Source organism: Streptomyces sp. WMMC500 (genome assembly GCF_027497195.1).
In the GTDB taxonomy this organism is placed as follows: Bacteria; Actinomycetota; Actinomycetes; order Streptomycetales; family Streptomycetaceae; genus Streptomyces.
The window spans coordinates 2,998,394-3,017,245 of record NZ_CP114905.1; the positions used below are offsets into that span (position 1 = coordinate 2,998,394).

The window sequence follows — 18,852 nt, forward strand, 5'->3', positions numbered from 1 at the left end:
CTCCGCCGGTGTCGCCGGGGACGGCTCGTGCGTGTCCGGCCCGGGTGGCCGCGTCCGCGGCTCCGGGTTCGCTCTCGGGACCTCCGTCATCTGTCCGCCCCCTCAAGAACGGGGCGGACGCCCGCCGCCGGCGCAGCCGCCAGGTGTGCCTCCGGGGGGAGCGCGAAGGGGTGCGGGGCGGCGGTCGCCGCCGCTGGGGAAGGGCTGCGGGAGGCCAGCTCCAGGTAGATGCGCCCGAAGGCCGCCACGTTCTGCTCCGCCGTGAACAGCTCCACCGCCCGTGCCCGCGCCGCCGCGCCCAGCCGCGCCCGGCGCGCCGGGTCGCGGAGCAGCGCCAGGCAGGCATCCGCCAGCGCCCGCGGGTTCCGGGGCGGGACGACCAGGCCCGTGCCGCCGATAACCTCCCGTACCGCGCCGACGTCCGTCGACACCGTCGCCCGGCCGCAGAACATCGCCTCCACCAGGCCCACCGGGAAGCCCACCACGACGCTGGAGAGCACGGCGACCCCGCCCGTCGCGTACGCCGCCGCCCTGTCCGGCAGGGCAGGGTCGCCGATCTCCTCGAACGACACCGGGCTCGCGCCCACCGCGTGCGCGTCCACGGCCCCGTCAGGGAAGAGCCGGGCGGCCAGCGCGCGGCAGTGGTCGCGGTAGCCCGCGTGGGCGGCGGCCGGGGGCTCCGTCTCCACCACGACGAGGCGGGCGGCCGGCTCCTCCCTGCGGATCTCCGCGAACGCGTGCAGCAGGGCGACGAGGTCGCGGGCGGGTTCGATCCGGCCGGCCCAGACCAGCGTCCTGCGGTCCTCGCCGGCCACCGGCGCGTCGCCGACCTCCGCGAACCGCGCCGCGTCCATGCCCGGGTACACCGTCCGCAGCCTGCGCCCCTCCGCGCCCAGGCGCAGCGCCCAGCGCCGCGCGTGCGCGTTGCCCGGGGTGACGAGAGCCGCCTTGCCGTACGCCTCCGCCGCCAGCCGGCGGTGGAAGGCCGCCAGCAGCGCCCGTACGGCCACGGACCCGCCGGCGTGCGCCCCCCGGCCGCCCTCCAGGTAGTGCCGTCGCAGCCGCACCCCGTACTCCGTCACCAGCAGCGGCGTGCCGAAGAACCGCCGCGCGAGCAGTCCCGGCAGCACCGCGGGACCGCCGGACAGCGCGTGGCACAGGCCGACCCCGGCCAGCCCGGCGTCCGGCCCGTACCACCCCGCCGCCAACGGCCGCAGCTCCCGGTCCAGACGCGCCGCCACCGCGAGCAGCTCCGCGACGCGCGCGCCCCGCACCACCGGGGACGCGCCCGGCGCCCGGCACGCCCGCTCCAGGATCCGCACCGCCTGCTCCGCGCGCAGCGCGCGCCCCGGCCCGCCCGCGTCCCTGGCCAGCTCCGCGAGCCCGTACAGCCCGGAAGCGAAACGGTCCTGCCCGGACTCCGCCCCGGCCCCGCCGGCCGCCAGCGCGCCCGCCAACTCCGCGAAGTGCTCGGCGAATCGGCGCCGGCCGGCGCGCCCGTAGCGGCGTTCGCCCGGCGCCGGGCGGCCCAGCGGCGCGACGTGCACCGCGCGTACCTGCGGCGGCAGCGGCACGAGGTCCGCCGCCTCCTGTGCCGCATCCACGGCAAACGCGAAGACGTCGAACTCATGGTGCGCAAGACCGCGTACGAGCCGGTCGCACCACCCCGGCGACTCGCCCGCGGCAAACGGGAACCCGCCCTCCGCGAGAAGGCCGATGCGCAACGAGAACACCCCCGAGAATGCTGTGGCTCCATCCGGTGGGAGGACGGTACGCACGCGCGGGGCCGTGCGATGGACGGTTGTCCGTCGCGCCACCGGAAGGGGTGAATACCCGTGACTATTCGGGGTCTGGGGCGTTTTGCCCTGCCACCGTCAGCCGCGCGGGAACGGCCAGGGGTTGGGCCTGCAGGTGGCGCCGTCCGTCGACAGGTACTTCGTCTGCTGCATCATCACCGGCGCGAGCGCGCCGTCCCGCTCGCACCCGACGTGCCCGTGCCCGAGCCGGTGGCCGACCTCGTGGTTGATGAGCATCTGCCGGTAGGCGTGGATGTCGTCGCCGTAGGTCTTCGAACCCTGCGCCCACCGGAAGGCGTTGATCATCACGCGCTCGGTGGCGGCGGAGTCGCAGGACACGTCCTCGTCGCCGGTGTCGAGACCCGACTTGGCGCACCACTCGTCCGTGGTACCCGGGCTGGCCAGAGTGATGACGAACACCGACTCCTCGCCGGGCCCCACCCGCTCGAAGGTGCGGTCGCCCTGCCCGCCCCAACTGCGCTTGTCGTTGAGCGTCTTGTGCACGGCGGACGCGAACAGCTCGCCGTCGAGCGGCAGTCCGTCCTCGACGTCCACGCGGTACGCGACGACCTCGCCGCGGCCGGGCGCCTTGTCGCTCCCGGGGACCGCGGTGAGCTTGCCGGAGCCGGTGAGGTTGCGGCTGAGGGGGTACGTGGCCGCCATCTTCTCGGTGTACGTGGCGGGGACGGCCCGCGCGTCCTCGTCGGGCGCCGAGCCGCCTTTGCCGGCCGGGCCCGCGCGGTCGCCGGAGCGGGAGGCGGCGTCGTCGGCGGCGTCACGCTGCTTGCGCGCGTCGGCGGCCGCGGCGTCGGCGCGCTTGGCGCGGCCGTCGGAGACCTGGCCGGCGATGGCGGCGGCGAGCGCGCACGTCACCACGGCGGCGGCGACGCCGGTGGCGACCCGGGCGCGGTTGGCCGCGCGCCGCCGCGGGCGGCGGTGGCCGCCGCCGGTGGACTGCAGGGCGGCGGCGAACTCGTCGGGCGGCCCGTCGCCGTCGTCGCCCGGCGGCCGGCCGCGGTCGTCGCCCGCGGGAGCCGGCCCCGGCACGTCGCCGGGGCGCGCGGCGGGCTCGGCGGTGCGGCCGGGCCCGGGCCCGTCGAAGGCGTCGAGGTAGTCCTGTCGTACGGGCGTGGGCGTGGCGGCGACGGTGGCGGCGCCGAGGCCGCGGCCGGGCTGCTCGTACGGCGGCGCGCCCCAGCCGCCGCCCGGCTCCCGGTGCTCGGGGTGGCCGAGGGGGTGCTCGCCGGTGTCGTCCATGGGCGCGTGCGTGCCGGGAGGGCGGGGGCCGCGGGGCGCGCGGGGCATGCCGTGCGCGGGCGGCGCCCCGGGCGCGGTGACGCGCCGCATCCCGCCGGTGTCGCCGACCCGCGGCACGGCGCCCGTGTCCCCGACCGGCCGCATCGACCCGGTGTCGGTGACCCGCGGCAGCGGTCCGGTCCCGCCGGCCCGGGGCACCGGACCCGTTCCGGAGACCCGGGGGATGGACCCCGTCCCGGAGACCCGCGGGATCGGCCCCGTCCCGGAGACCCGCGGCACCGGACCCGTGTCGCCGAACCGCGGCATCGGGCCCGTGCCCATGACCGTCCGGCCGGTGCCCGGCCCCGGCCCGCCCCCGGGCACCCGGGGCACCGGGCCCGTGTCCGTCACTCGCGGGATCGGACCCGTGTCCGTCACCCGCGGCACCGGGCCCGTGTCCGTCACCCGCGGGATCGGGCCCGTGTCGCTGATCCGCGGGATCGGCCCGGTGTCGCCCCGCCGCGGCAGCGGCGGACGCGCGCCTGACCCGGGTCCGGACCCGGACCCGGGTGCGGATCCGCCACCGCCGTCCCGCGCCTGCTTCTTGCCCCTGCCGGCCGCGCTGTGCCTGCCCACCGTGTGTGTCAGCTCCCGCCGGGGCTCGCGTCGGCAGCCCCTGTCTCGTACTCGTCCAACAGCTCGGTGAACGCTCTGGCCACCACTTCCGGGTACTCCATCATGGCCACGTGCCCCGCCGCCGGCAGGGCCAGCAGCCGCGAGTTGCGGAACGCGGTCTTCGCCCGCCGCGCCATCCTGAACGATACGAGTTGGTCGCGACCGCCGTAGACGAGCAGCGTAGGCGCCAGCACCCGCTCGGCAAGCCGCCACAGGGAATGCTGCCCGCCCAGCGCGTACGCGCCGACGACCCCGCGCGCTGACCGCTCCAGGGCGTCCCAGTGGTACGGCAGCCGCATCCGCCTGGCGTACTCGCGCGCGTGCTCGGCGAAGCCCTCCGGGCTGACCCGGGCCGGGTCGCCGTAGCAGAGGCCCAGTACGGCGCGGGTGCGCTGCTCCGCGGTCCAGTCCCGGGTAAGCCGCTTGAAGAGCGCGGTGACGCCGGGCACGGCAAGCAGCGCGGTGGGCACCGCGGAGCGCTGCGGGGGCAGTTCGGGCAGCGCCGGGGAGACGAGGGTGAGGGTGCGCACCAGGTCGGGACGGAGTGCCGCGACGCGGGTGACGATGGTGCCGCCCAGCGAGTTGCCGAAGAGGTGTACGGGGCCGCGGTCGCCGGCGTCGAGGTAGCGGATGACGGCGCGGGCGTGGCCGGAGAGCGAGTAGTCGCCGTCGTCGGGGGGCGGGGAGTCGCCGAAGCCGGGGAGGTCGACGGCGTCGGCCGCGACGCGGTCGGCGAGCAGGGGGCCGAGGCCGGTCCAGTTCAGCGAGGAGCCGCCGAGCCCGTGGACGTACACCGCGGGCGGCAGTCCCGCGCGGGCCGGCGGGTGGCCGCGGACGGCGAGCGTGAGTCCGGGGAGCGTCACCTGCCGTCGCGCGACACCGTCCCCGCCTGCGGCGGGAGGGGGCGGCGCGGTCCCGGGCGGGGCTTCCGCCGGGGGTGCTGCGTCGCCCGCCAGCGAGGGCTCTGTCGACGGCATGGGGCAATGTTACGAGACAGTCACGCTGTGGTTCATGTGTTCGCGCTCACAAGCCGCCTCGCGGCTGAAAGAGCCCTCTTTTACGCTCGTATGGAGGACGTCGCCCGGAACTGTGCCCGAAGTCCGGGTGACGAACGACGCGCACAGGGAGGCGACGGCATGGCGGCCGACCCGCAGGATTCGGACACCCACGACGAGCCCGCGCGCGGCAGGGGCCCGTCCCGTACGGCAGACCCCCCCGGCGGGCCTGACGCCGATACTCCGGAGGCCGACGCCGCGGAGCAGCGCGCGGAGGTGGAGCGGGGCGACGACAACGGCACACCCGGCGAGCGCCACGGCGACGAGGTGGACCCCGCGGACGCCGCCGACCAAGCCCGCGTCGTCGAAGAAGGCGAGGACGAATACCGGTGACGTGCTCTGTATTGCCCCGTTTCGCCCCGCGCCGGGGCCGATGAAATTTCGCGCAGCGACGGAGCGCCGGACGATTACCCGCACGTACGATGGCACCTGCGGTCGGCCCGCCGGACAGGCCCGGCGTCCCGGGGGCGATCACCTGAGGAACCAGGAGGCGCAGTGACAGCCATGGAGCAGGCCGAGACGCGTCCACGCAGTACGAGGCTTCCCCGCCGTGCGCGCCGCAACCAGCTCCTCGGCGCGGCCCAGGAAGTCTTCGTCGCCCAGGGGTACCACTCCGCCGCCATGGACGACATCGCGGACCGCGCGGGCGTCAGCAAGCCCGTGCTCTACCAGCACTTCCCCGGCAAGCTGGAGCTGTACCTCGCCCTGCTCGACCAGCACTGCGACGCGCTGCTCAAGGCGGTGCGCGCGGCGCTCGCGTCGACGTCGGACAACAAGCAGCGCGTCGCCGCCACGATGGACGCGTACTACGCCTTCGTCGAGGACGAGGGCGGCGCCTTCCGGCTGGTCTTCGAGTCCGACCTGACCAACGAGCCCGCGGTGCGCGAGCGCGTCGACAGGGTCAGCCTGGACTGCGCGCAGGCGGTCAGCGAGGTCATCGCGGAGGACACCGACCTGCCGGTCGAGCAGGCGATGCTGCTCGCGGTGGGGCTGTGCGGCATGGCGCAGATCACCGCGCGGTACTGGCTGGGCTCCGGCCGGTCCATCCCGCGCGACGCCGCCGCCCGCCTGATCGCCTCGCTCTCGTGGCGCGGCATCGCCGGCTTCCCGATGCACGGGGGCCCGGACCAGCCGTAGGCGGGGACGCGCGCCGCCGCGCTGTTCGCTGCGGGCGTGCAGGCATCGGTCCCGCGGGGTGTGCACGCCGGGTTAGTGTGCACACGTACATCCAACTGACCGAAAGGGATCAGGCCGTGGAGGTCAAGATCGGCGTGCAGCACGCCCCCCGCGAGATCAGCCTGGAGAGCGGGCAGTCCGTCGAAGAGATCGAGAGCGCGGTGGCGGACGCGCTCGGCGGCAAGTCGGAGGTGCTGACCCTGGTCGACGACCGCGGCCGGAAGATCCTCGTGCCGTCGGGCCGCATCGCCTACGTGGAGATCGGCGCGCCCACCGCGCGCAAGGTGGGTTTCGGCGCCCTCTGAGGGCGGATTCCACCGCATTCGCAGCTCGTCCGGCCCCCCGGTGTCCGACTCCGGGGGGCCGTCGTTTGCCCGCGGATCCATGCGGGTAGACCCGGAGCGTCCGATTCGCCCCAGCAGTGGGGGCCCAACGAAGGGCGGGCGCGAGATGATCCTGACAGCCGTGTGTTCCGCAGTCATCGGCCTGGCGATTGCGCTGGCCGCGCTCTCCCGCTATCCGGATCGGTTCCGGCTCCGCAACCTCACGCTGGCCACCGGCCCCGGCGCCGCCGTGCTCGGCGCCGCCCTGGCCCACACGGTCCTGGGCGGGGGGAACCTGCCGATCGTCCTGCCGGTCGCCGGGGCCTTCGCGGCGGCGATGCTGTCGCTGCTGGTCAAGAACCCGGGGCGGAGCCGCCCGGCGAGGGCGTACCTGGCGGGCCGGCCGGTCCGCTGAGCGGCCCGCGGCCGAGCCGGGGACGGTACGGACCGCGGGTGTACGGGCCGCAGACGTACGGCCACAGACGTACGGACCGCGGCCGGACGAATCCGCAGACCCGGCGAAGACGCACACGCGCCCGGGCCCGCCGCCCGGGCGCCGCGCTACGCCGAAAGCCCCAGCGCCGCCATCCGCTTGGTGTGCGCCTCGGTGATACGCGAGAACATCCGCCCCACCTCCGCCAGGTCGAAGCCGTCGGCGACACCGCCCACGAGCATCATCGACAGCGCGTCCCGCTCCGCGACCACCCGCTGCGCCTGGCTCAGCGCCTCCCCCATCAGCCGCCGCGCCCACAGCGCCAGCCGCCCGCCCACCCGCGGGTCGGCCTCGATCGCGCTGCGGACCTTGCCCACGGCGAACGTCGCGTGCCCGGTGTCGTCCAGCACGCTCAGCACCAGGCCGCGGGTGTCGGAGTCCAGCCGGACCGCGACCTCGCGGTAGAAGTCGCTGGCGATCGAGTCGCCCACATACGCCTTGACCAGCCCTTCCAGCCAGTCGGACGGCGCCGTCTGGCGGTGGAACTCGTTCAGCGCGGACGCGAACGGCTCCATCGCCCGCGCCGGGTCCTCGTCGATCTCGGCCAGCCGGTCCCGCAGCCGCTCGAAGTGGTGGAACTCGGCGGCGGCCATCGCCGCCAGCTCCGCCTTGTCCTCCACGCCGGGCGCCAGCTTCGCGTCCTCCGCCAGCCGTTCGAAGGCGGCCAGCTCGCCGTAGGCGAGGGCGCCGAGCAGGTCCACGACCGCGGCCCGGTACTGCGGGTCGGCGGCGGCCCGTGCCCAGTCCTCGGCGGCTACGCCGGATGCGGGGGCCGTCCCGGTGTCCCCGGAGTCCCCGGTGTCTCCGGTGTCCTGGGTGGCGGCCTCGTCGGCAGGGGGAGTGTCCATAGGAGCGGAGAATAGCGGCCTGCGCGGACCTGGGAAGAGCCTGGTCAGCCCGTGGACTATGAGACATCGCACAACACGGCTGCACGATTTTAGGTAGAGTGGTATAGCACCCGCCGGTCACGGCGGGTCCCCCATGCGCGGGCGTGAGTCCGGAGACGCGTGGGAAGCATGTACTGAAGGATGCCCGGTCGGTGGCCCGATCGGCTCCGACCCCGACCGCTCTCAGCGGAGCCCGTGCGGCCTGTCCCGCCGTACGCACACCGCCGGAGGGAATTCTCGCGGCTGGAGCGCCCGAGAGACGGAAGAAGTGGTCCCGCGCCACCCCGTGCGGTACGACCCCCGTCCCCCGCCGCTCGCCGCGACCGACAGAAGAGGCAAGCATCCTGTCCACGTTTCGAGACCTGGGGATCCTCCCCGAGACTGCTGAGGCCCTGGAGGCCGTGGGAATCACCACTCCTTTCCCCATTCAGGAGATGACCCTTCCCGTGGCCCTCGCCGGCACCGACGTGATCGGCCAGGCCAAGACCGGTACCGGTAAGACGCTCGGCTTCGGCCTTCCCCTGCTGGAGAAGGTCGTCGTCCCCGCCGACGTCGAGACCGGTCGCGCCGACACCGGCGCACTGACGGACGCCCCGCAGGCGCTCGTCGTCGTCCCCACCCGCGAGCTGTGCGTGCAGGTCACCAACGACCTGCTGACCGCCGGCAAGGTCCGTAACGTCCGCGCGCTGTCGATCTACGGCGGCCGGGCGTACGAGCCCCAGTTGGAGGCGCTGAAGAAGGGCGTCGACGTCGTCGTCGGCACCCCCGGCCGCCTCCTCGATCTCGCCGGCCAGCGCAAGCTGGACCTGTCGAAGATCAAGGTGCTGGTGCTCGACGAGGCCGACGAGATGCTCGACCTCGGCTTCCTGCCGGACGTCGAGAAGATCATCCAGCAGTTGCCCGCCAAGCGGCAGACGATGCTGTTCTCGGCCACCATGCCGGGGCAGGTCATCGGCCTCGCCCGGCGCTACATGTCGCAGCCCACCCACATCCGCGCCACCACCCCGGACGACACCGGGGCGACCGTCGCGGCCGTCGAGCAGCACGCCTTCCGCGCGCACTCGATGGACAAGCCCGAGATGCTGGCGCGCATCCTCCAGGCCGAGGGCCGCGGGCTGACCATGATCTTCTGCCGTACGAAGCGCACGTGCGCGGACGTCGCGGAGCAGTTGACCCGGCGCGGGTTCGCCGCCGGCTCGGTCCACGGGGACCTGGGCCAGGGCGCGCGCGAGCAGGCGCTGCGGGCGTTCCGCAACGGCAAGGTCGACGTGCTGGTCTGCACGGACGTGGCGGCGCGCGGCATCGACGTCGCCGGCATCACGCACGTGATCAACTACCAGACGCCGGAAGACGAGAAAACGTACCTGCACCGCATCGGCCGCACCGCCCGCGCGGGCGCGTCCGGCACGGCGGTCACGCTGGTCGACTGGGACGAGATCACGCGCTGGCACCTGATCAACAAGGCGCTGGAGCTCGACCTGGAGAACCCCGAGGAGACGTACTCCACCTCCCCGCACCTGTACGAGGCGCTGCGCATCCCGGAGGGTACGAAGGGCGTGCTGCCGCGCGCCGAGCGCACCCGCGCGGGGCTCGGCGCCGAGGAGCTGGAGGACCTGGGCGAGACGGGCGGCGGACGCCGCGGTGCGGGCTCGCGCCGCGCGGCCACCGAGGAGCGCCCGAAGCGCACCCGCACGCCGCGGCAGCGCCGCCGTACGCGCAGCGGCCGCCCGCTGGCGGCGGAGGCCGCCGAGGGCGCCGAGGGCGCCGCCGAGTCGCGGGAGACCGCGCCGGCGGAGCCGGCCGCGGCCGCGGCGGACGCCGCTCCCCGCAAGCCCCGCCGCCGCCGTCGCCGCACCCGAAGCGGGAGCGGCAGCGGCGCGGGTCAGCAGGCCGCGGAGTAGCACGACCCTCTGCCGGGCCCGGGGCGCCACCTGCGCCCCGGGCCCGTCGTCGCCCCCGGGGTGGGTGACCGGCGCCGTACGGGCAGGCCCTAGGGTCGGAGGATGAGCAAGCCGCCGTTCGTCGCGTTGCCGGCCGGGGCCGAGGCCCTGCTGATCGAGACCCCGCGCGGGGAGTTCGCCGCGCTGCGGGCCGGGCGGCCCGTACGCGGGACCGCGCTCCTGCTGCCCGGGTTCACCGGCAGCAAGGAGGACTTCATCGCCCTGCTCGAACCGCTCGCCGCCGCCGGCTACCGCGCCGTCGCCGTGGACGGCCGCGGGCAGTACGAGTCGGCGGGCCCCGCCGACGAGGCCGGGTACGCGCAGGACGAGCTCGCGGGGGACGTCCTCGCCCTCGCCACCGCGCTCGCCGCCCCCGACGGCACCCCGCCCCACGTCGTCGGGCACTCCCTCGGCGGCCACATCGCCCGCGCCGCCGCCCTCCGCGCCCCCGGCGCGTTCTCCTCGCTGACGCTCATGAGCAGCGGCCCCGGCATCGTCTGCGCGGAGCAGCGGTCCCGCGCGAAGCTCCTGGGCGACGCCCTCGTCACGCACGACATGGAGACCGTCTGGCAGGCCATGCGCGCCTTCGACCCGCCCGAGGCCGCCGAGGCCCGCACCCCCGCCGAGGTGACGGAGTTCCTGCACCGCCGCTGGCTCGGCACCAGCCCCGCCCAGCTCATCGCCACCGCCCGGCAACTGTGCGAGGAGCCCGACAGGACCGCGGAGCTGGCCGGTCTGCCCCTGCCCGTACACGTCCTGACCGGGACGTCCGACTACGTCTGGCCGGTGGCGGAGATGGACGACATGGCGCTCAGGCTGCGGGCCCACCGCACCGTCGTCGACGGCGCCGACCACTCCCCCAACGTCGACCGCCCCGTCGAGACCGCCACCGCCCTCGCCGCTTTCTGGTCGGCCGCCCCGGCGGCGACGGCCGGGTGACCGGGCAATCGCCGAACCTCAACCACACTTCAGGTGAAGTTACGCTGGCGGGCATGACGCACCACCTGTCGCCCCGGGCCAAGGAAGCCACCATCGGCGAGCTGTCCGCCCGTAGCGGAGTCCCCCAGTCCGCGCTGCGCTTCTACGAGCGCCAGGGCCTGATCAGCAGCCGCCGCACCACCGGCAACCAGCGCCGCTTCTCCCGGGACACCCTGCGCAGGGTCGCGTTCATCCGCGCCTCGCAGCGCGTCGGCATCCCGCTGGCCGCGATCCGCGACGCCCTCGCGGTGCTGCCCGAGGGCCGCACGCCCACCCGCGCCGACTGGGCGGAGCTGTCGGAGGGCTGGCGCAAGGATCTCAACACGCACATCCGCCGGCTGGAGCGGCTGCGCGACAACCTCACCGAGTGCATCGGCTGCGGCTGCCTGTCCCTCGACAGGTGCGCGCTGGCCAACACCGACGACCGCCTCGGCGAACGCGGCCCGGGCGCCCGCGGCCTCGGGGTGTGACCCATCAGTACGGCCCCCGCCCCGCCGCGGGCTGGCTACCCTCAGCACTCAAGCGTTCTGCCGAGCATCCGAAAAATCTTGGCATGCGTGTCATCAGAACAGTCGCCTCACGCCACTACAGAGGTGAACGGCCGCCACCCCGGTCCCGGGGTGCCCGAACGGCCGCACACTGAACGGAGGTTGGCCGTGGAACTCCTCGGCATTCTGATGGCGGTGACGGTGCCGCTGGCGCTGGGCATCACGAAGCTCTTGGACAGCCTGGCATACCGCAATCGGGCCCGGGGCCGGGCCGAGATCATCCGCGCCGAGCGCGGACATGTGTCGTCGGCGCAGGAGACTCGGGCACAGGGGAGGGCGGATGGCTAAGCCGCAAGCGGCAGCCGACGAACTGGGCGAGTTGTTTGCCCGGTCCCACGCGGAGATGATCGGCAAGGCCCGCAAGCTGCTCGACATCGCGGGAATTCCGCAGTGCGCGGCCGATGCCGACGACATCGTCAGCTCGGCGTTCGTCGAGGCGGTGAAGCGGCGTGACGAGCTGAACCACCCGCGCGCCTTCGTGTACCTGAAGATCGCCAAGAAGGTGGACGAGCTGGCCAAGAAGGAGGCCAGGCGCTCCCGCCTGGAGACGAGGCGCGCGGCCGACCCGCTGCGTTGTGACGGCCCGCCGGTCGCCCCGGACCTCAGTGTCCTGGTGACCGATCGCATGCGAGTGCACGTCGCGCTTCGGGACCTTCCGGAGCAGCAGCGCCACGCACTATGGGCAGTCGAGGGTATGGGCTACACCCGGCGGGAGACCGCGGACCTCCTGGGCGTGCGCCCCGGCACGGTGGCGCAGCATGTCTGGCGTGGCAGGGTGACGTTGCAGACGGTGCTTGCCGTCATCGTGGCGATCCTCTTGATCCTCATCGGAATCCTGACCGGGGGTGTGGCAGACGGAGGCGTGATCGCTTCCATGTTCCCCTGGCTCGATCGCGGGGACGAGCGCAAGCGTCGGGACAAGCGCGAATGACAGCGCGGGCCGTGGGGCCGGCGCGGTAGGCCGAGCCGCCGGCCCATCGAGCAACGAGGGTGAGGTCGATCTCATCATCGACCTCACCCGCCTCTTCTCAAGCGGCAAAGGACCCCCGCGGCCCGGCGTGCCCCAGCGCTCCGGCCGCCCCGGCGGTCCGGCGCGGGGTCAGCGCTTGATCGGGGAGGCGCCCGTGGCGCGGTCCACGATCTGTTCGTAGACCTCCGGGGCCGTCGTGAACTCGCCCAGGCGGCAGGTCTTGCGGGAGCCGTGGTAGTCGCTGGAGCCGGTGGCCAGGAGGCCCAGGTCGGTGGCCATGCCGCGCAGCCGGGCGCGGGTCTCCTCGTCGTGGTCCATGTGGTCCACCTCGATGCCGTCGAGGCCCGCCGCGGCCAGTTCCGCGACGGCGCTCTCCGGCAGGCACACGCCGCGCTTGACCGCGAGCGGGTGGGCGAAGACCGTGACGCCGCCGGCGCCCTTGATGAGCCGGATGGCGTCGAAGGGGTCCAGTTCGTGCTTCTCCACGTACGCGCGGCCCCCGGAGCCGATCCACTCGTCGGTGAACGCGTCCTGCACCGAGTCGACGACGCCGGCCTCGATCATCGCGCTGGCCACGTGCGGCCGGGCGATGGCGCCCTCACCGGCGATCTCCTGCACCCGCTCCCAGGTGATCGGGACGCCCAGCTCGATCAGCCGCTCGGTCATCAGCCGCGCCCGGCGCACCCGGTCGTTGCGCACGGCGTCGCGCTCGCGGGTCAGCTCCGGCTCCTCGGTGTCGAAGAGGTACGCGAGCATGTGCAGGCTGACGCCGTCGAGGTCGCAGGACAGCTCCATGCCCGGCACGAGGGTCAGCCCGTCGGGCAGCGCCTCGACGGCCTCGGCGTGGCCGCCGACGCCGTCGTGGTCGGTGAGCGCGACGACGTCCAGACCCTCGGCCGCCGCTTTGCGCACCAGGTCGGCGGGGGTGTCCGTACCGTCCGAATCGGCGGAGTGGGTATGCAGGTCGATGCGCACGGACGGTACCTCGCACGGGCTCGGGGTCGCGGAAGGCACCCAGCTTACGGGCCGGGGCGGGCGCCCCCTCGGGGAGGCGCGGCTTCCCGCGGCACCGGCCACGGAGCGCGCGTACTACAGCAGTCGCGGCGACAGCGCCCCGCAGGGCAGCAGCTCGATCTCGGCGCCCGCGTCCCGCAGGTCGGTGAGCACCAGCTCGTCGTAGAGCAGCAGGCCGGACTGCTCCGGCCAGACCACCGCCCACAGCCACAGCCCGCGCGCCTCCCCCGCGAAGACGGCCCGGTCCGCGGGCACGCCGCCGACGTGCCACAGCGGGGTGGGCCGGCCGGCGGCGATGACCTTGGCGTCCGGCGGCTTGTCGGTGCACATTCCGGGGCCGGGGTCGGGCCCCTGGACGCCGGCGAAGCGCGCGCCGAGGCCGACGCCCAGCTCCTCGGCGACGAGGATCAGCTCGCCGGGCCCGCCCAGCGGGCCGGGGCCCGAGCAGGCGACGGCGGTCGCCCGGCCGCCGCTGCGGTCGTCGCCCGCGTTGGCGACGCCGGTGAACAGCCAGCCCAGGGGGAGCGGCCACGGCATCCACACCGGCACCTGGGCCCGGTGCACCACCACCCCCAGCGCCTCGACGCTGGGCGGTATGACGGGCTGCAGCGGCTGCACGGGTCCGTGCCGCTCGCACTGCCAGGAGTCGGTGAAGAGACCGGGCGCCCGGACCCGCCCGCCGCACTTCGGGCAACTGGGTTCGCCCCTCATAGGAACTTACGGTCCTCCCCGGTCGCCGCGCCGTCAAGGACGATCACCCGTCCGGGGCCGCCCGGCCGGGCGCCGCGGCACCGGCGCACCCGTGGGCGCGGGCCCAGGTCCGGGCCGCGGGGCGGGCCGCGTACGCCCCGCCCGGCCGGCGTCGCTACGCGCCCAGATCCACCCCGCGGCGCAGCGGGTCGCGCAGGTCCGTGCCCGCGGTGAGCCAGCGCTCGCGCAGCGCCGCCGCGCCGTGCGCCCGCTTCCACGCGGCCTCGTTGGGGGTCATCGGCAGCAGCGGCAGGAACCGCACCGGCTCCCGCGGCTCCGGGAGCACCACGTCGTCGACGAGCCCGCCCGGCTCCGCGACCAGCACCGCGCGGAACGGCGCCCCCGGCCACAGCGGCTCGCCCACCTCCAGCGACGCCCCCGGCGCCACGACGACGCCCTCGACCTGCGGCGACGCGGCGAGGACGGCGAGCGGGCGCAGCACCTTGGCGGTGTCGGCGCGCCCGGCCCGTACGGTCAGCAGCAGCTCGGCGCGCGGGCCGCGCAGCGGGTCGGCCAGCACCTGCGCGGGGTCGGTCATGGGCTGCGCGGACATGCCCAGGGTGGCGTAGCGCAGCAGCGGTTCGCCTTCCGCGGTGGCCGACGGGAAACGCACCACCTCGATGCGGTCCGTGCCGACGAAGGTCACGGAGGCCCGCGCGTCGGGCTCGCCGAACGCCCCGGTCAGCCGCCGTTCCACCTGCGCGAGCACGTCGTCGTACGCCATGTTCCTCAGCCTAGGCCGCTCGGGAACCGTCAACGCCGGCCGGTCGGTTCACCGGCGGCTGGTAACCTGACGTGTCGGCTTGATGCGCGCCGTCCGTACGGCGCGGGCACGGCCTCGACACGTAGCGCCACGTAGCGACAGACACGTGGCGACACGAGCAGCACGCGAACGGCTTCGACACACACGCCCTTCGACAGGGCCCGGCCGGAGGAGGTGGGGACTGCGGTGGATCCCAGCCGACCTTGCAGTACCGACAGCTCTCCCGCCCGGCCCGGCGCTCGCTGACCCTCGCCGGCCTCGCCCCGCAGCGTCGCGGGGACCCCGGTTCGACTCCCGGCGTCGACTTCCGGCCGCGCCGTTCGGCGCCCGGCGGCTGAGCACGCACTTTTCCGTCGTCATCCACTGACGTGCCGTCGGCGCGCTCAGCGGTGCCCGCTTTGTGGGTGTACCTCAGCGTAGATCCCCATTCCCGGCAGCGTTGGCCCGCGCCCGGCAGGAGCGTGAAGGAGTTCGCCCATGTCGATGATCCGTGACCTGCGAGCCGTCGTCCGTCCCGCCCGCAGGCGCCGGGGCCAGTCCGCCCACGGCTACGACCCCACCCGCGACCCGGCCGCCGGCAGCGCCGTCGTCGACTGCGCCGTCTACCGCGGCGGCCGGCGCGTCAGCGAGCGGCTCTCGCCCGCGCAGGCGATGCGCCGGGTGCGCGCCGGCGGCGGCTTCGCGTGGATCGGGCTGCACGAGCCGACGGAGCGCGAGTTCGCCGGCATCGCCGAGGAGTTCGGGCTGCACCCGCTGGCCGTCGAGGACGCGATCGACGCACACCAGCGGCCGAAGCTGGAGCCGTACGAGGACTCGCTGTTCACCGTCTTCAAGACCCTGCACTACGCCGAGCAGGCCGAACTCACCGCCTCCAGCGAGGTGGTGGAGACCGGCGAGGTGATGTGCTTCACCGGCGAGGACTTCATCATCACCGTCCGGCACGGCGGCCAGGGCTCGCTGCGGGCGCTGCGCGCCCGGCTGGAGCAGGACCAGGAGCTGCTGGCGACCGGCCCGTCCGCGGTGCTGCACGCCATCGCCGACCAGATCGTCGACAGTTACCTCGTCGTCGCCGACGCCGTCCAAGAGGACATCGACGAGGTCGAGATCGACGTCTTCTCGCCGGGCCGCGGCCGCAGCGGGCGCGGCAGCGACGCCGGGCGGGTGTACCAGCTCAAGCGCGAGGTGCTGGAGTTCAAGCGGGCCGTGGCCCCGCTGCTGCGGCCGATGCAGTTGCTGTCGGAGCGGCCGATGCGGTTCGTCGACCCGGAGATCCAGAAGTACTTCCGGGACGTCGCGGACCACGTGGCGCGCGTGCACGAGCAGGTCGTCAACTTCGACGAGCTGCTCAACTCCATCCTCCAGGCCAACCTGGCGCAGGCCACGGTGGCGCAGAACGAGGACATGCGCAAGATCACGTCGTGGGCGGCGATCTTCGCGGTGCCGACGATGATCGCCGGGGTCTACGGCATGAACTTCGACCACATGCCGGAGACGCAGTGGGAGTACGGCTATCCCCTGGTGCTCACCGTGATCCTCGGCATCTGCCTGGCCATGCACCGCGGCTTCCGCCGCAACGGCTGGCTGTAGGGGTACGGGCCCGGGGCCCGGCGGCTACGCTCGTGCCCCATGGAGCCGATCGACGCCGCCCTCGCAGAAGAAGCCGCCAGGAAGTCCGGGCTCGTGTGGATCGAGGGCCCCGACGGCACCCAGCGCGCGCTGTGGCACGTCTGGCTCGACGGCGCCGTCGTCCTCGTCGGCGACGGGCCGGCCGAGCAGCCGCTCGACGGGCTGGGGCTGGCGGACGGGGCGGCGGTGACCGTGCACGTGCGCAGCAAGGACAAGGGCGGGCGGCTGGTCGGGTGGCCGGCGCGGGTGGCCGAACTCGCGCCGGAGAGCGAGGCGTGGCGTGCGGCGGTGGCGGAGCTGAAGGGCAAGCGGCTCAACGCCGTGGACGCGGACCACGTCGCCGAGCGCTGGGCCCGGGAGAGCCGGGTGCTGCGGCTGACGCGGGACGGCGCGGCGGTCGCCGGGGACGCACTGCCGTCCGGTTCGCTGGCCGCCCCGCCGCCGGGGAGCCCGGCGACGACGCGGCGGCCGGCGCCGGCGGCGCTGCCGCGGCTGCTGTTCGGGCGGAAGCGGCGCGGCTGAGGGCCGTCAGCTCGCCGAGATCTGCTTCCCGTAGTCCACGACGTCCTCCTTGCGCGGGGCGTTGACCTCGAACTCCTCGTCCCAGTCCAGGAGTCGCAGCTCGCCCGCGTCCCCCGCGCGCTCCAGCAGCAGCGGGTACGGGCGCCCCTCCAGGGCCACCTCCAGCGCCCCGCCCGCGCCGTCGTCGGCCGTCACCCGGATCGTGGGGAAGCCGTCGACCTCGCCGTTGTCCTCCGCCGCCAGCTCGCCGTCGAGCTTCAGCAGCCCGTCGAGCAGCACCTTCATCTCCGTGAAGCCGCTGAGCTGCTTGTACGCGGTGTCCTCCGGCGGCACCTTCACGTACTTGCCGTCGAGCTTCCGCGCCGCCGCCACGTCGGACTCCGAGGGCTCGCCGGCGCCGCCCTTGCCGTCTTTGCCGCCGTTGCCGCCCTTGCCGTCCGCGCCGTCTTCGCCCTCGTCCTGGTGCAGCCAGAACTCGTCCCCGGCCTTCAGGAAGAGGTCGTCCTCGGCGCGCAGCAGCGAGAACGTCATGCCGCCCGTGGAGACTTCGCCGACGCCGCCGGCCGACGACAGCCGCATGTCGAGCTTGACCGGCTGGCCGTTGCTCACCAGCGTCCCCGCCAGCCGCACGGAACCCGCGCCCGCCGCCGCCTTCTCCGCCTTGGCTCTGATGCTCTCGGGAGAGAGCTTCCCGACCCCGTTCTCACCCGCCTGCGGACCGTCCTCGCCGCAGCCCGCGAGAACGGTGGCGCAGACAGCGAACAGCACCATCCGGAAGGCCGATCTCCTCATCACGTGCGGCAGCGTACCGGGCGCCCGGAGACCTGGCTTTCCCCGCCCGTGGCACTCGGCCGTACGCTGGTGCCATGGCTGTCACAGAAGAGGCGGTGCGCGCCGCGCTCGCGACGGTGAACGACCCGGAGATCCACCGGCCGATCACCGACCTCGGCATGGTCAAGTCGGTCGACATCGGGACAGACGGCTCGGTGGCCGTCGCGGTCTTCCTGACCATCGCCGGCTGTCCGATGCGGGACACGATCACCTCGCGGGTCACGGACGCGGTCCAGAAGGTCGCGGGTGTGACGTCCGTCACCGTCGAGTTGGACGTGATGAGCGACGAGCAGCGCAAGGCGCTCGCCGCGTCCCTGCGCAACGGCAAGGCGGAGCGCGAGATCCCCTTCGCCCAGCCCGGCTCGCTGACCCGGGTGTACGCGGTGGCGTCCGGCAAGGGCGGCGTCGGCAAGTCGTCCGTGACGGTCAACCTGGCGGCGGCGATGGCGGCGGACGGGCTGAAGGTCGGGGTCGTCGACGCCGACATCTACGGCCACTCCGTCCCGCGCATGCTCGGCACGGACGCCGAGCCCACGCAGGTCGAGGACATGATCATGCCCCCGACGGCGCACGACGTGAAGGTCATCTCCATCGGGATGTTCACGCCGGGCAACACGCCGGTCGTCTGGCGCGGCCCGATGCTGCACCGCGCGCTGCAGCAGTTCCTCGCGGACGTCTTCTGGGGCGACCTCGACGTGCTCCTCCTCGACCTGCCCCCGGGCACGGGCGACATCGCGATCTCCGTCGCGCAGTTGGTCCCGAACGCCGAGATCCTCGTCGTCACCACGCCGCAGCAGGCCGCGGCCGAGGTCGCCGAGCGGGCGGGCGCGATCGCCGTGCAGACGCACCAGAAGATCGTCGGCGTGGTGGAGAACATGTCGGGCCTGCCCTGCCCGCACTGCGGCGAGATGGTCGACGTCTTCGGCACCGGCGGCGGCAAGCAGGTCGCCGAGGGGCTGACGCGCACGACCGGCGCGCAGGTGCCGGTGCTCGGCGCGATCCCGATCGACGTGACGCTGCGGGCCGGCGGCGACGAGGGCAAGCCCGTCGTCCTCGCCGACCCGGACTCCCCCGCGGGCGCGACGCTGCGCGCCATAGCGGCACAGCTCGGCGGCCGGCCGCGCGGGCTCGCGGGGATGTCGCTGGGCGTCACGCCGCGCAACAAGTTCTGAGCCGTACGCCCCGGGCGGCCGACCGCGGCCGGGGGCGTACGCCCCCGGCCCTCGGGAGCACGGGGGGCGCGGCTCGTACGCGATCCGCGCCCCGGAC

General features: G+C 74.5%; 20 protein-coding genes. 12 read left to right on the forward strand and 8 right to left on the reverse strand.

Translation table 11 applies throughout. From position 1 onward, the window contains the following. Positions 1-86: 86 nt before the first annotated feature. The 3 genes from O7599_RS12345 to O7599_RS12355 all read right to left on the reverse strand — a co-directional run bounded on the left by O7599_RS12345 (position 87) and on the right by O7599_RS12355 (position 4,684). Positions 87-1,733 carry a DUF3492 domain-containing protein gene (locus O7599_RS12345; protein WP_281622199.1) on the reverse strand — a complete coding sequence of 549 codons (1,647 nt, stop codon included), beginning with the start codon at positions 1,731-1,733 and terminating at the stop codon, positions 87-89. A 141-nt stretch (positions 1,734-1,874) separates the two neighbouring features. Further along, complete coding sequence (locus O7599_RS12350) at positions 1,875-3,443, reverse strand: DUF3152 domain-containing protein (protein ID WP_281622200.1); 1,569 nt, start codon at positions 3,441-3,443, stop codon at positions 1,875-1,877. Positions 3,444-3,676: 233 nt separating this feature from the next. Further along, positions 3,677-4,684 (reverse strand): alpha/beta hydrolase, encoded by a 1,008-nt coding sequence (locus O7599_RS12355; RefSeq protein WP_281622201.1) that lies wholly within the window; start codon positions 4,682-4,684, stop codon positions 3,677-3,679. Between the two features lie 159 nt (positions 4,685-4,843). On the opposite strand from O7599_RS12355, the gene O7599_RS12360 reads away from it, so the two are divergent. The 4 genes from O7599_RS12360 to O7599_RS12375 all read left to right on the forward strand — a co-directional run bounded on the left by O7599_RS12360 (position 4,844) and on the right by O7599_RS12375 (position 6,676). Continuing rightward, positions 4,844-5,095: a hypothetical protein gene (locus tag O7599_RS12360; protein ID WP_281622202.1), complete on the forward strand. Its 252-nt coding sequence runs from the start codon at positions 4,844-4,846 to the stop codon at positions 5,093-5,095. Between the two features lie 162 nt (positions 5,096-5,257). After that, positions 5,258-5,899 (forward strand): TetR/AcrR family transcriptional regulator, encoded by a 642-nt coding sequence (locus O7599_RS12365; protein WP_281622203.1) that lies wholly within the window; start codon positions 5,258-5,260, stop codon positions 5,897-5,899. Positions 5,900-6,015: 116 nt separating this feature from the next. Beyond that, a complete protein-coding gene (locus O7599_RS12370; protein ID WP_281622204.1) occupies positions 6,016-6,243 on the forward strand; it encodes a DUF3107 domain-containing protein in 228 nt (75 codons plus the stop codon). Positions 6,244-6,388: 145 nt separating this feature from the next. Then, on the forward strand, positions 6,389-6,676 hold the full coding sequence (locus O7599_RS12375; RefSeq protein ID WP_281622205.1) for a hypothetical protein: 288 nt from the start codon (positions 6,389-6,391) through the stop codon (positions 6,674-6,676). A 146-nt stretch (positions 6,677-6,822) separates the two neighbouring features. On the opposite strand, the gene O7599_RS12380 is transcribed toward O7599_RS12375, so the two are convergent. Continuing rightward, on the reverse strand, positions 6,823-7,602 hold the full coding sequence (locus O7599_RS12380) for a ferritin-like fold-containing protein (protein ID WP_281622206.1): 780 nt from the start codon (positions 7,600-7,602) through the stop codon (positions 6,823-6,825). A 380-nt stretch (positions 7,603-7,982) separates the two neighbouring features. Between O7599_RS12380 and O7599_RS12385 the strand changes: the two genes are divergently transcribed. From O7599_RS12385 to O7599_RS12405, 5 genes are all read left to right on the forward strand, one after another. Continuing rightward, on the forward strand, positions 7,983-9,542 hold the full coding sequence (locus O7599_RS12385) for a DEAD/DEAH box helicase (protein WP_281623357.1): 1,560 nt from the start codon (positions 7,983-7,985) through the stop codon (positions 9,540-9,542). A 102-nt stretch (positions 9,543-9,644) separates the two neighbouring features. Beyond that, entirely contained in the window at positions 9,645-10,520 is an 876-nt protein-coding gene (locus O7599_RS12390; protein WP_281622207.1) for an alpha/beta hydrolase, read from the forward strand. Positions 10,521-10,573: 53 nt separating this feature from the next. Then, complete coding sequence (gene soxR, locus O7599_RS12395; RefSeq protein ID WP_281622208.1) at positions 10,574-11,029, forward strand: redox-sensitive transcriptional activator SoxR; 456 nt, start codon at positions 10,574-10,576, stop codon at positions 11,027-11,029. A 186-nt stretch (positions 11,030-11,215) separates the two neighbouring features. Continuing rightward, positions 11,216-11,395, forward strand: a complete 180-nt coding sequence (locus tag O7599_RS12400; protein WP_281622209.1) for a hypothetical protein — start codon at positions 11,216-11,218, stop codon at positions 11,393-11,395. Beyond that, positions 11,388-12,038: a sigma-70 family RNA polymerase sigma factor gene (locus O7599_RS12405; RefSeq protein WP_281622210.1), complete on the forward strand. Its 651-nt coding sequence runs from the start codon at positions 11,388-11,390 to the stop codon at positions 12,036-12,038. The genes O7599_RS12400 and O7599_RS12405 overlap by 8 nt, the downstream gene beginning before the upstream one ends. Before the next feature lie 168 nt (positions 12,039-12,206). On the opposite strand, the gene O7599_RS12410 is transcribed toward O7599_RS12405, so the two are convergent. The 3 genes from O7599_RS12410 to O7599_RS12420 form a co-directional block, all read right to left on the reverse strand. Beyond that, complete coding sequence (locus O7599_RS12410; RefSeq protein ID WP_281622211.1) at positions 12,207-13,052, reverse strand: PHP domain-containing protein; 846 nt, start codon at positions 13,050-13,052, stop codon at positions 12,207-12,209. Between the two features lie 114 nt (positions 13,053-13,166). Further along, on the reverse strand, positions 13,167-13,802 hold the full coding sequence (locus O7599_RS12415) for a DUF6758 family protein (protein WP_101421731.1): 636 nt from the start codon (positions 13,800-13,802) through the stop codon (positions 13,167-13,169). A gap of 154 nt (positions 13,803-13,956) precedes the next feature. Next, positions 13,957-14,565, reverse strand: a complete 609-nt coding sequence (locus O7599_RS12420; RefSeq protein ID WP_281622212.1) for a suppressor of fused domain protein — start codon at positions 14,563-14,565, stop codon at positions 13,957-13,959. 516 nt (positions 14,566-15,081) lie between these two features. On the opposite strand from O7599_RS12420, the gene O7599_RS12425 reads away from it, so the two are divergent. Then, positions 15,082-16,191 (forward strand): magnesium and cobalt transport protein CorA, encoded by a 1,110-nt coding sequence (locus O7599_RS12425; protein WP_281622213.1) that lies wholly within the window; start codon positions 15,082-15,084, stop codon positions 16,189-16,191. Between the two features lie 39 nt (positions 16,192-16,230). Further along, positions 16,231-16,752, forward strand: coding sequence for a hypothetical protein (locus O7599_RS12430; protein WP_281622214.1), 522 nt, complete (start codon positions 16,231-16,233; stop codon positions 16,750-16,752). Between the two features lie 6 nt (positions 16,753-16,758). Here the strand turns inward: O7599_RS12430 and O7599_RS12435 are convergent, their stop codons facing one another. Beyond that, positions 16,759-17,523, reverse strand: a complete 765-nt coding sequence (locus tag O7599_RS12435; RefSeq protein ID WP_281623358.1) for a hypothetical protein — start codon at positions 17,521-17,523, stop codon at positions 16,759-16,761. Positions 17,524-17,618: 95 nt separating this feature from the next. Between O7599_RS12435 and O7599_RS12440 the strand changes: the two genes are divergently transcribed. Continuing rightward, positions 17,619-18,755 carry an Mrp/NBP35 family ATP-binding protein gene (locus tag O7599_RS12440; protein ID WP_281622215.1) on the forward strand — a complete coding sequence of 379 codons (1,137 nt, stop codon included), beginning with the start codon at positions 17,619-17,621 and terminating at the stop codon, positions 18,753-18,755. The last annotated feature ends 97 nt before the right edge of the window (positions 18,756-18,852 follow it).

Bases quoted from the DNA above. Each gene is read 5' to 3' on its own strand.
- O7599_RS12355 (WP_281622201.1), bottom strand. From the start codon at position 4,684: ATGCCGTCGACAGAGCCCTCGCTGGCGGGCGACGCAGCACCCCCGGCG.
- O7599_RS12360 (WP_281622202.1), top strand. From the start codon at position 4,844: ATGGCGGCCGACCCGCAGGATTCGGACACCCACGACGAGCCCGCGCGC.
- O7599_RS12375 (WP_281622205.1), top strand. From the start codon at position 6,389: ATGATCCTGACAGCCGTGTGTTCCGCAGTCATCGGCCTGGCGATTGCG.
- O7599_RS12380 (WP_281622206.1), bottom strand. From the start codon at position 7,602: ATGGACACTCCCCCTGCCGACGAGGCCGCCACCCAGGACACCGGAGAC.
- O7599_RS12390 (WP_281622207.1), top strand. From the start codon at position 9,645: ATGAGCAAGCCGCCGTTCGTCGCGTTGCCGGCCGGGGCCGAGGCCCTG.
- soxR (WP_281622208.1), top strand. From the start codon at position 10,574: ATGACGCACCACCTGTCGCCCCGGGCCAAGGAAGCCACCATCGGCGAG.
- O7599_RS12405 (WP_281622210.1), top strand. From the start codon at position 11,388: ATGGCTAAGCCGCAAGCGGCAGCCGACGAACTGGGCGAGTTGTTTGCC.
- O7599_RS12415 (WP_101421731.1), bottom strand. From the start codon at position 13,802: ATGAGGGGCGAACCCAGTTGCCCGAAGTGCGGCGGGCGGGTCCGGGCG.
- O7599_RS12420 (WP_281622212.1), bottom strand. From the start codon at position 14,565: ATGGCGTACGACGACGTGCTCGCGCAGGTGGAACGGCGGCTGACCGGG.
- O7599_RS12425 (WP_281622213.1), top strand. From the start codon at position 15,082: ATGTCGATGATCCGTGACCTGCGAGCCGTCGTCCGTCCCGCCCGCAGG.
- O7599_RS12430 (WP_281622214.1), top strand. From the start codon at position 16,231: ATGGAGCCGATCGACGCCGCCCTCGCAGAAGAAGCCGCCAGGAAGTCC.
- O7599_RS12435 (WP_281623358.1), bottom strand. From the start codon at position 17,523: ATGGTGCTGTTCGCTGTCTGCGCCACCGTTCTCGCGGGCTGCGGCGAG.
- O7599_RS12440 (WP_281622215.1), top strand. From the start codon at position 17,619: ATGGCTGTCACAGAAGAGGCGGTGCGCGCCGCGCTCGCGACGGTGAAC.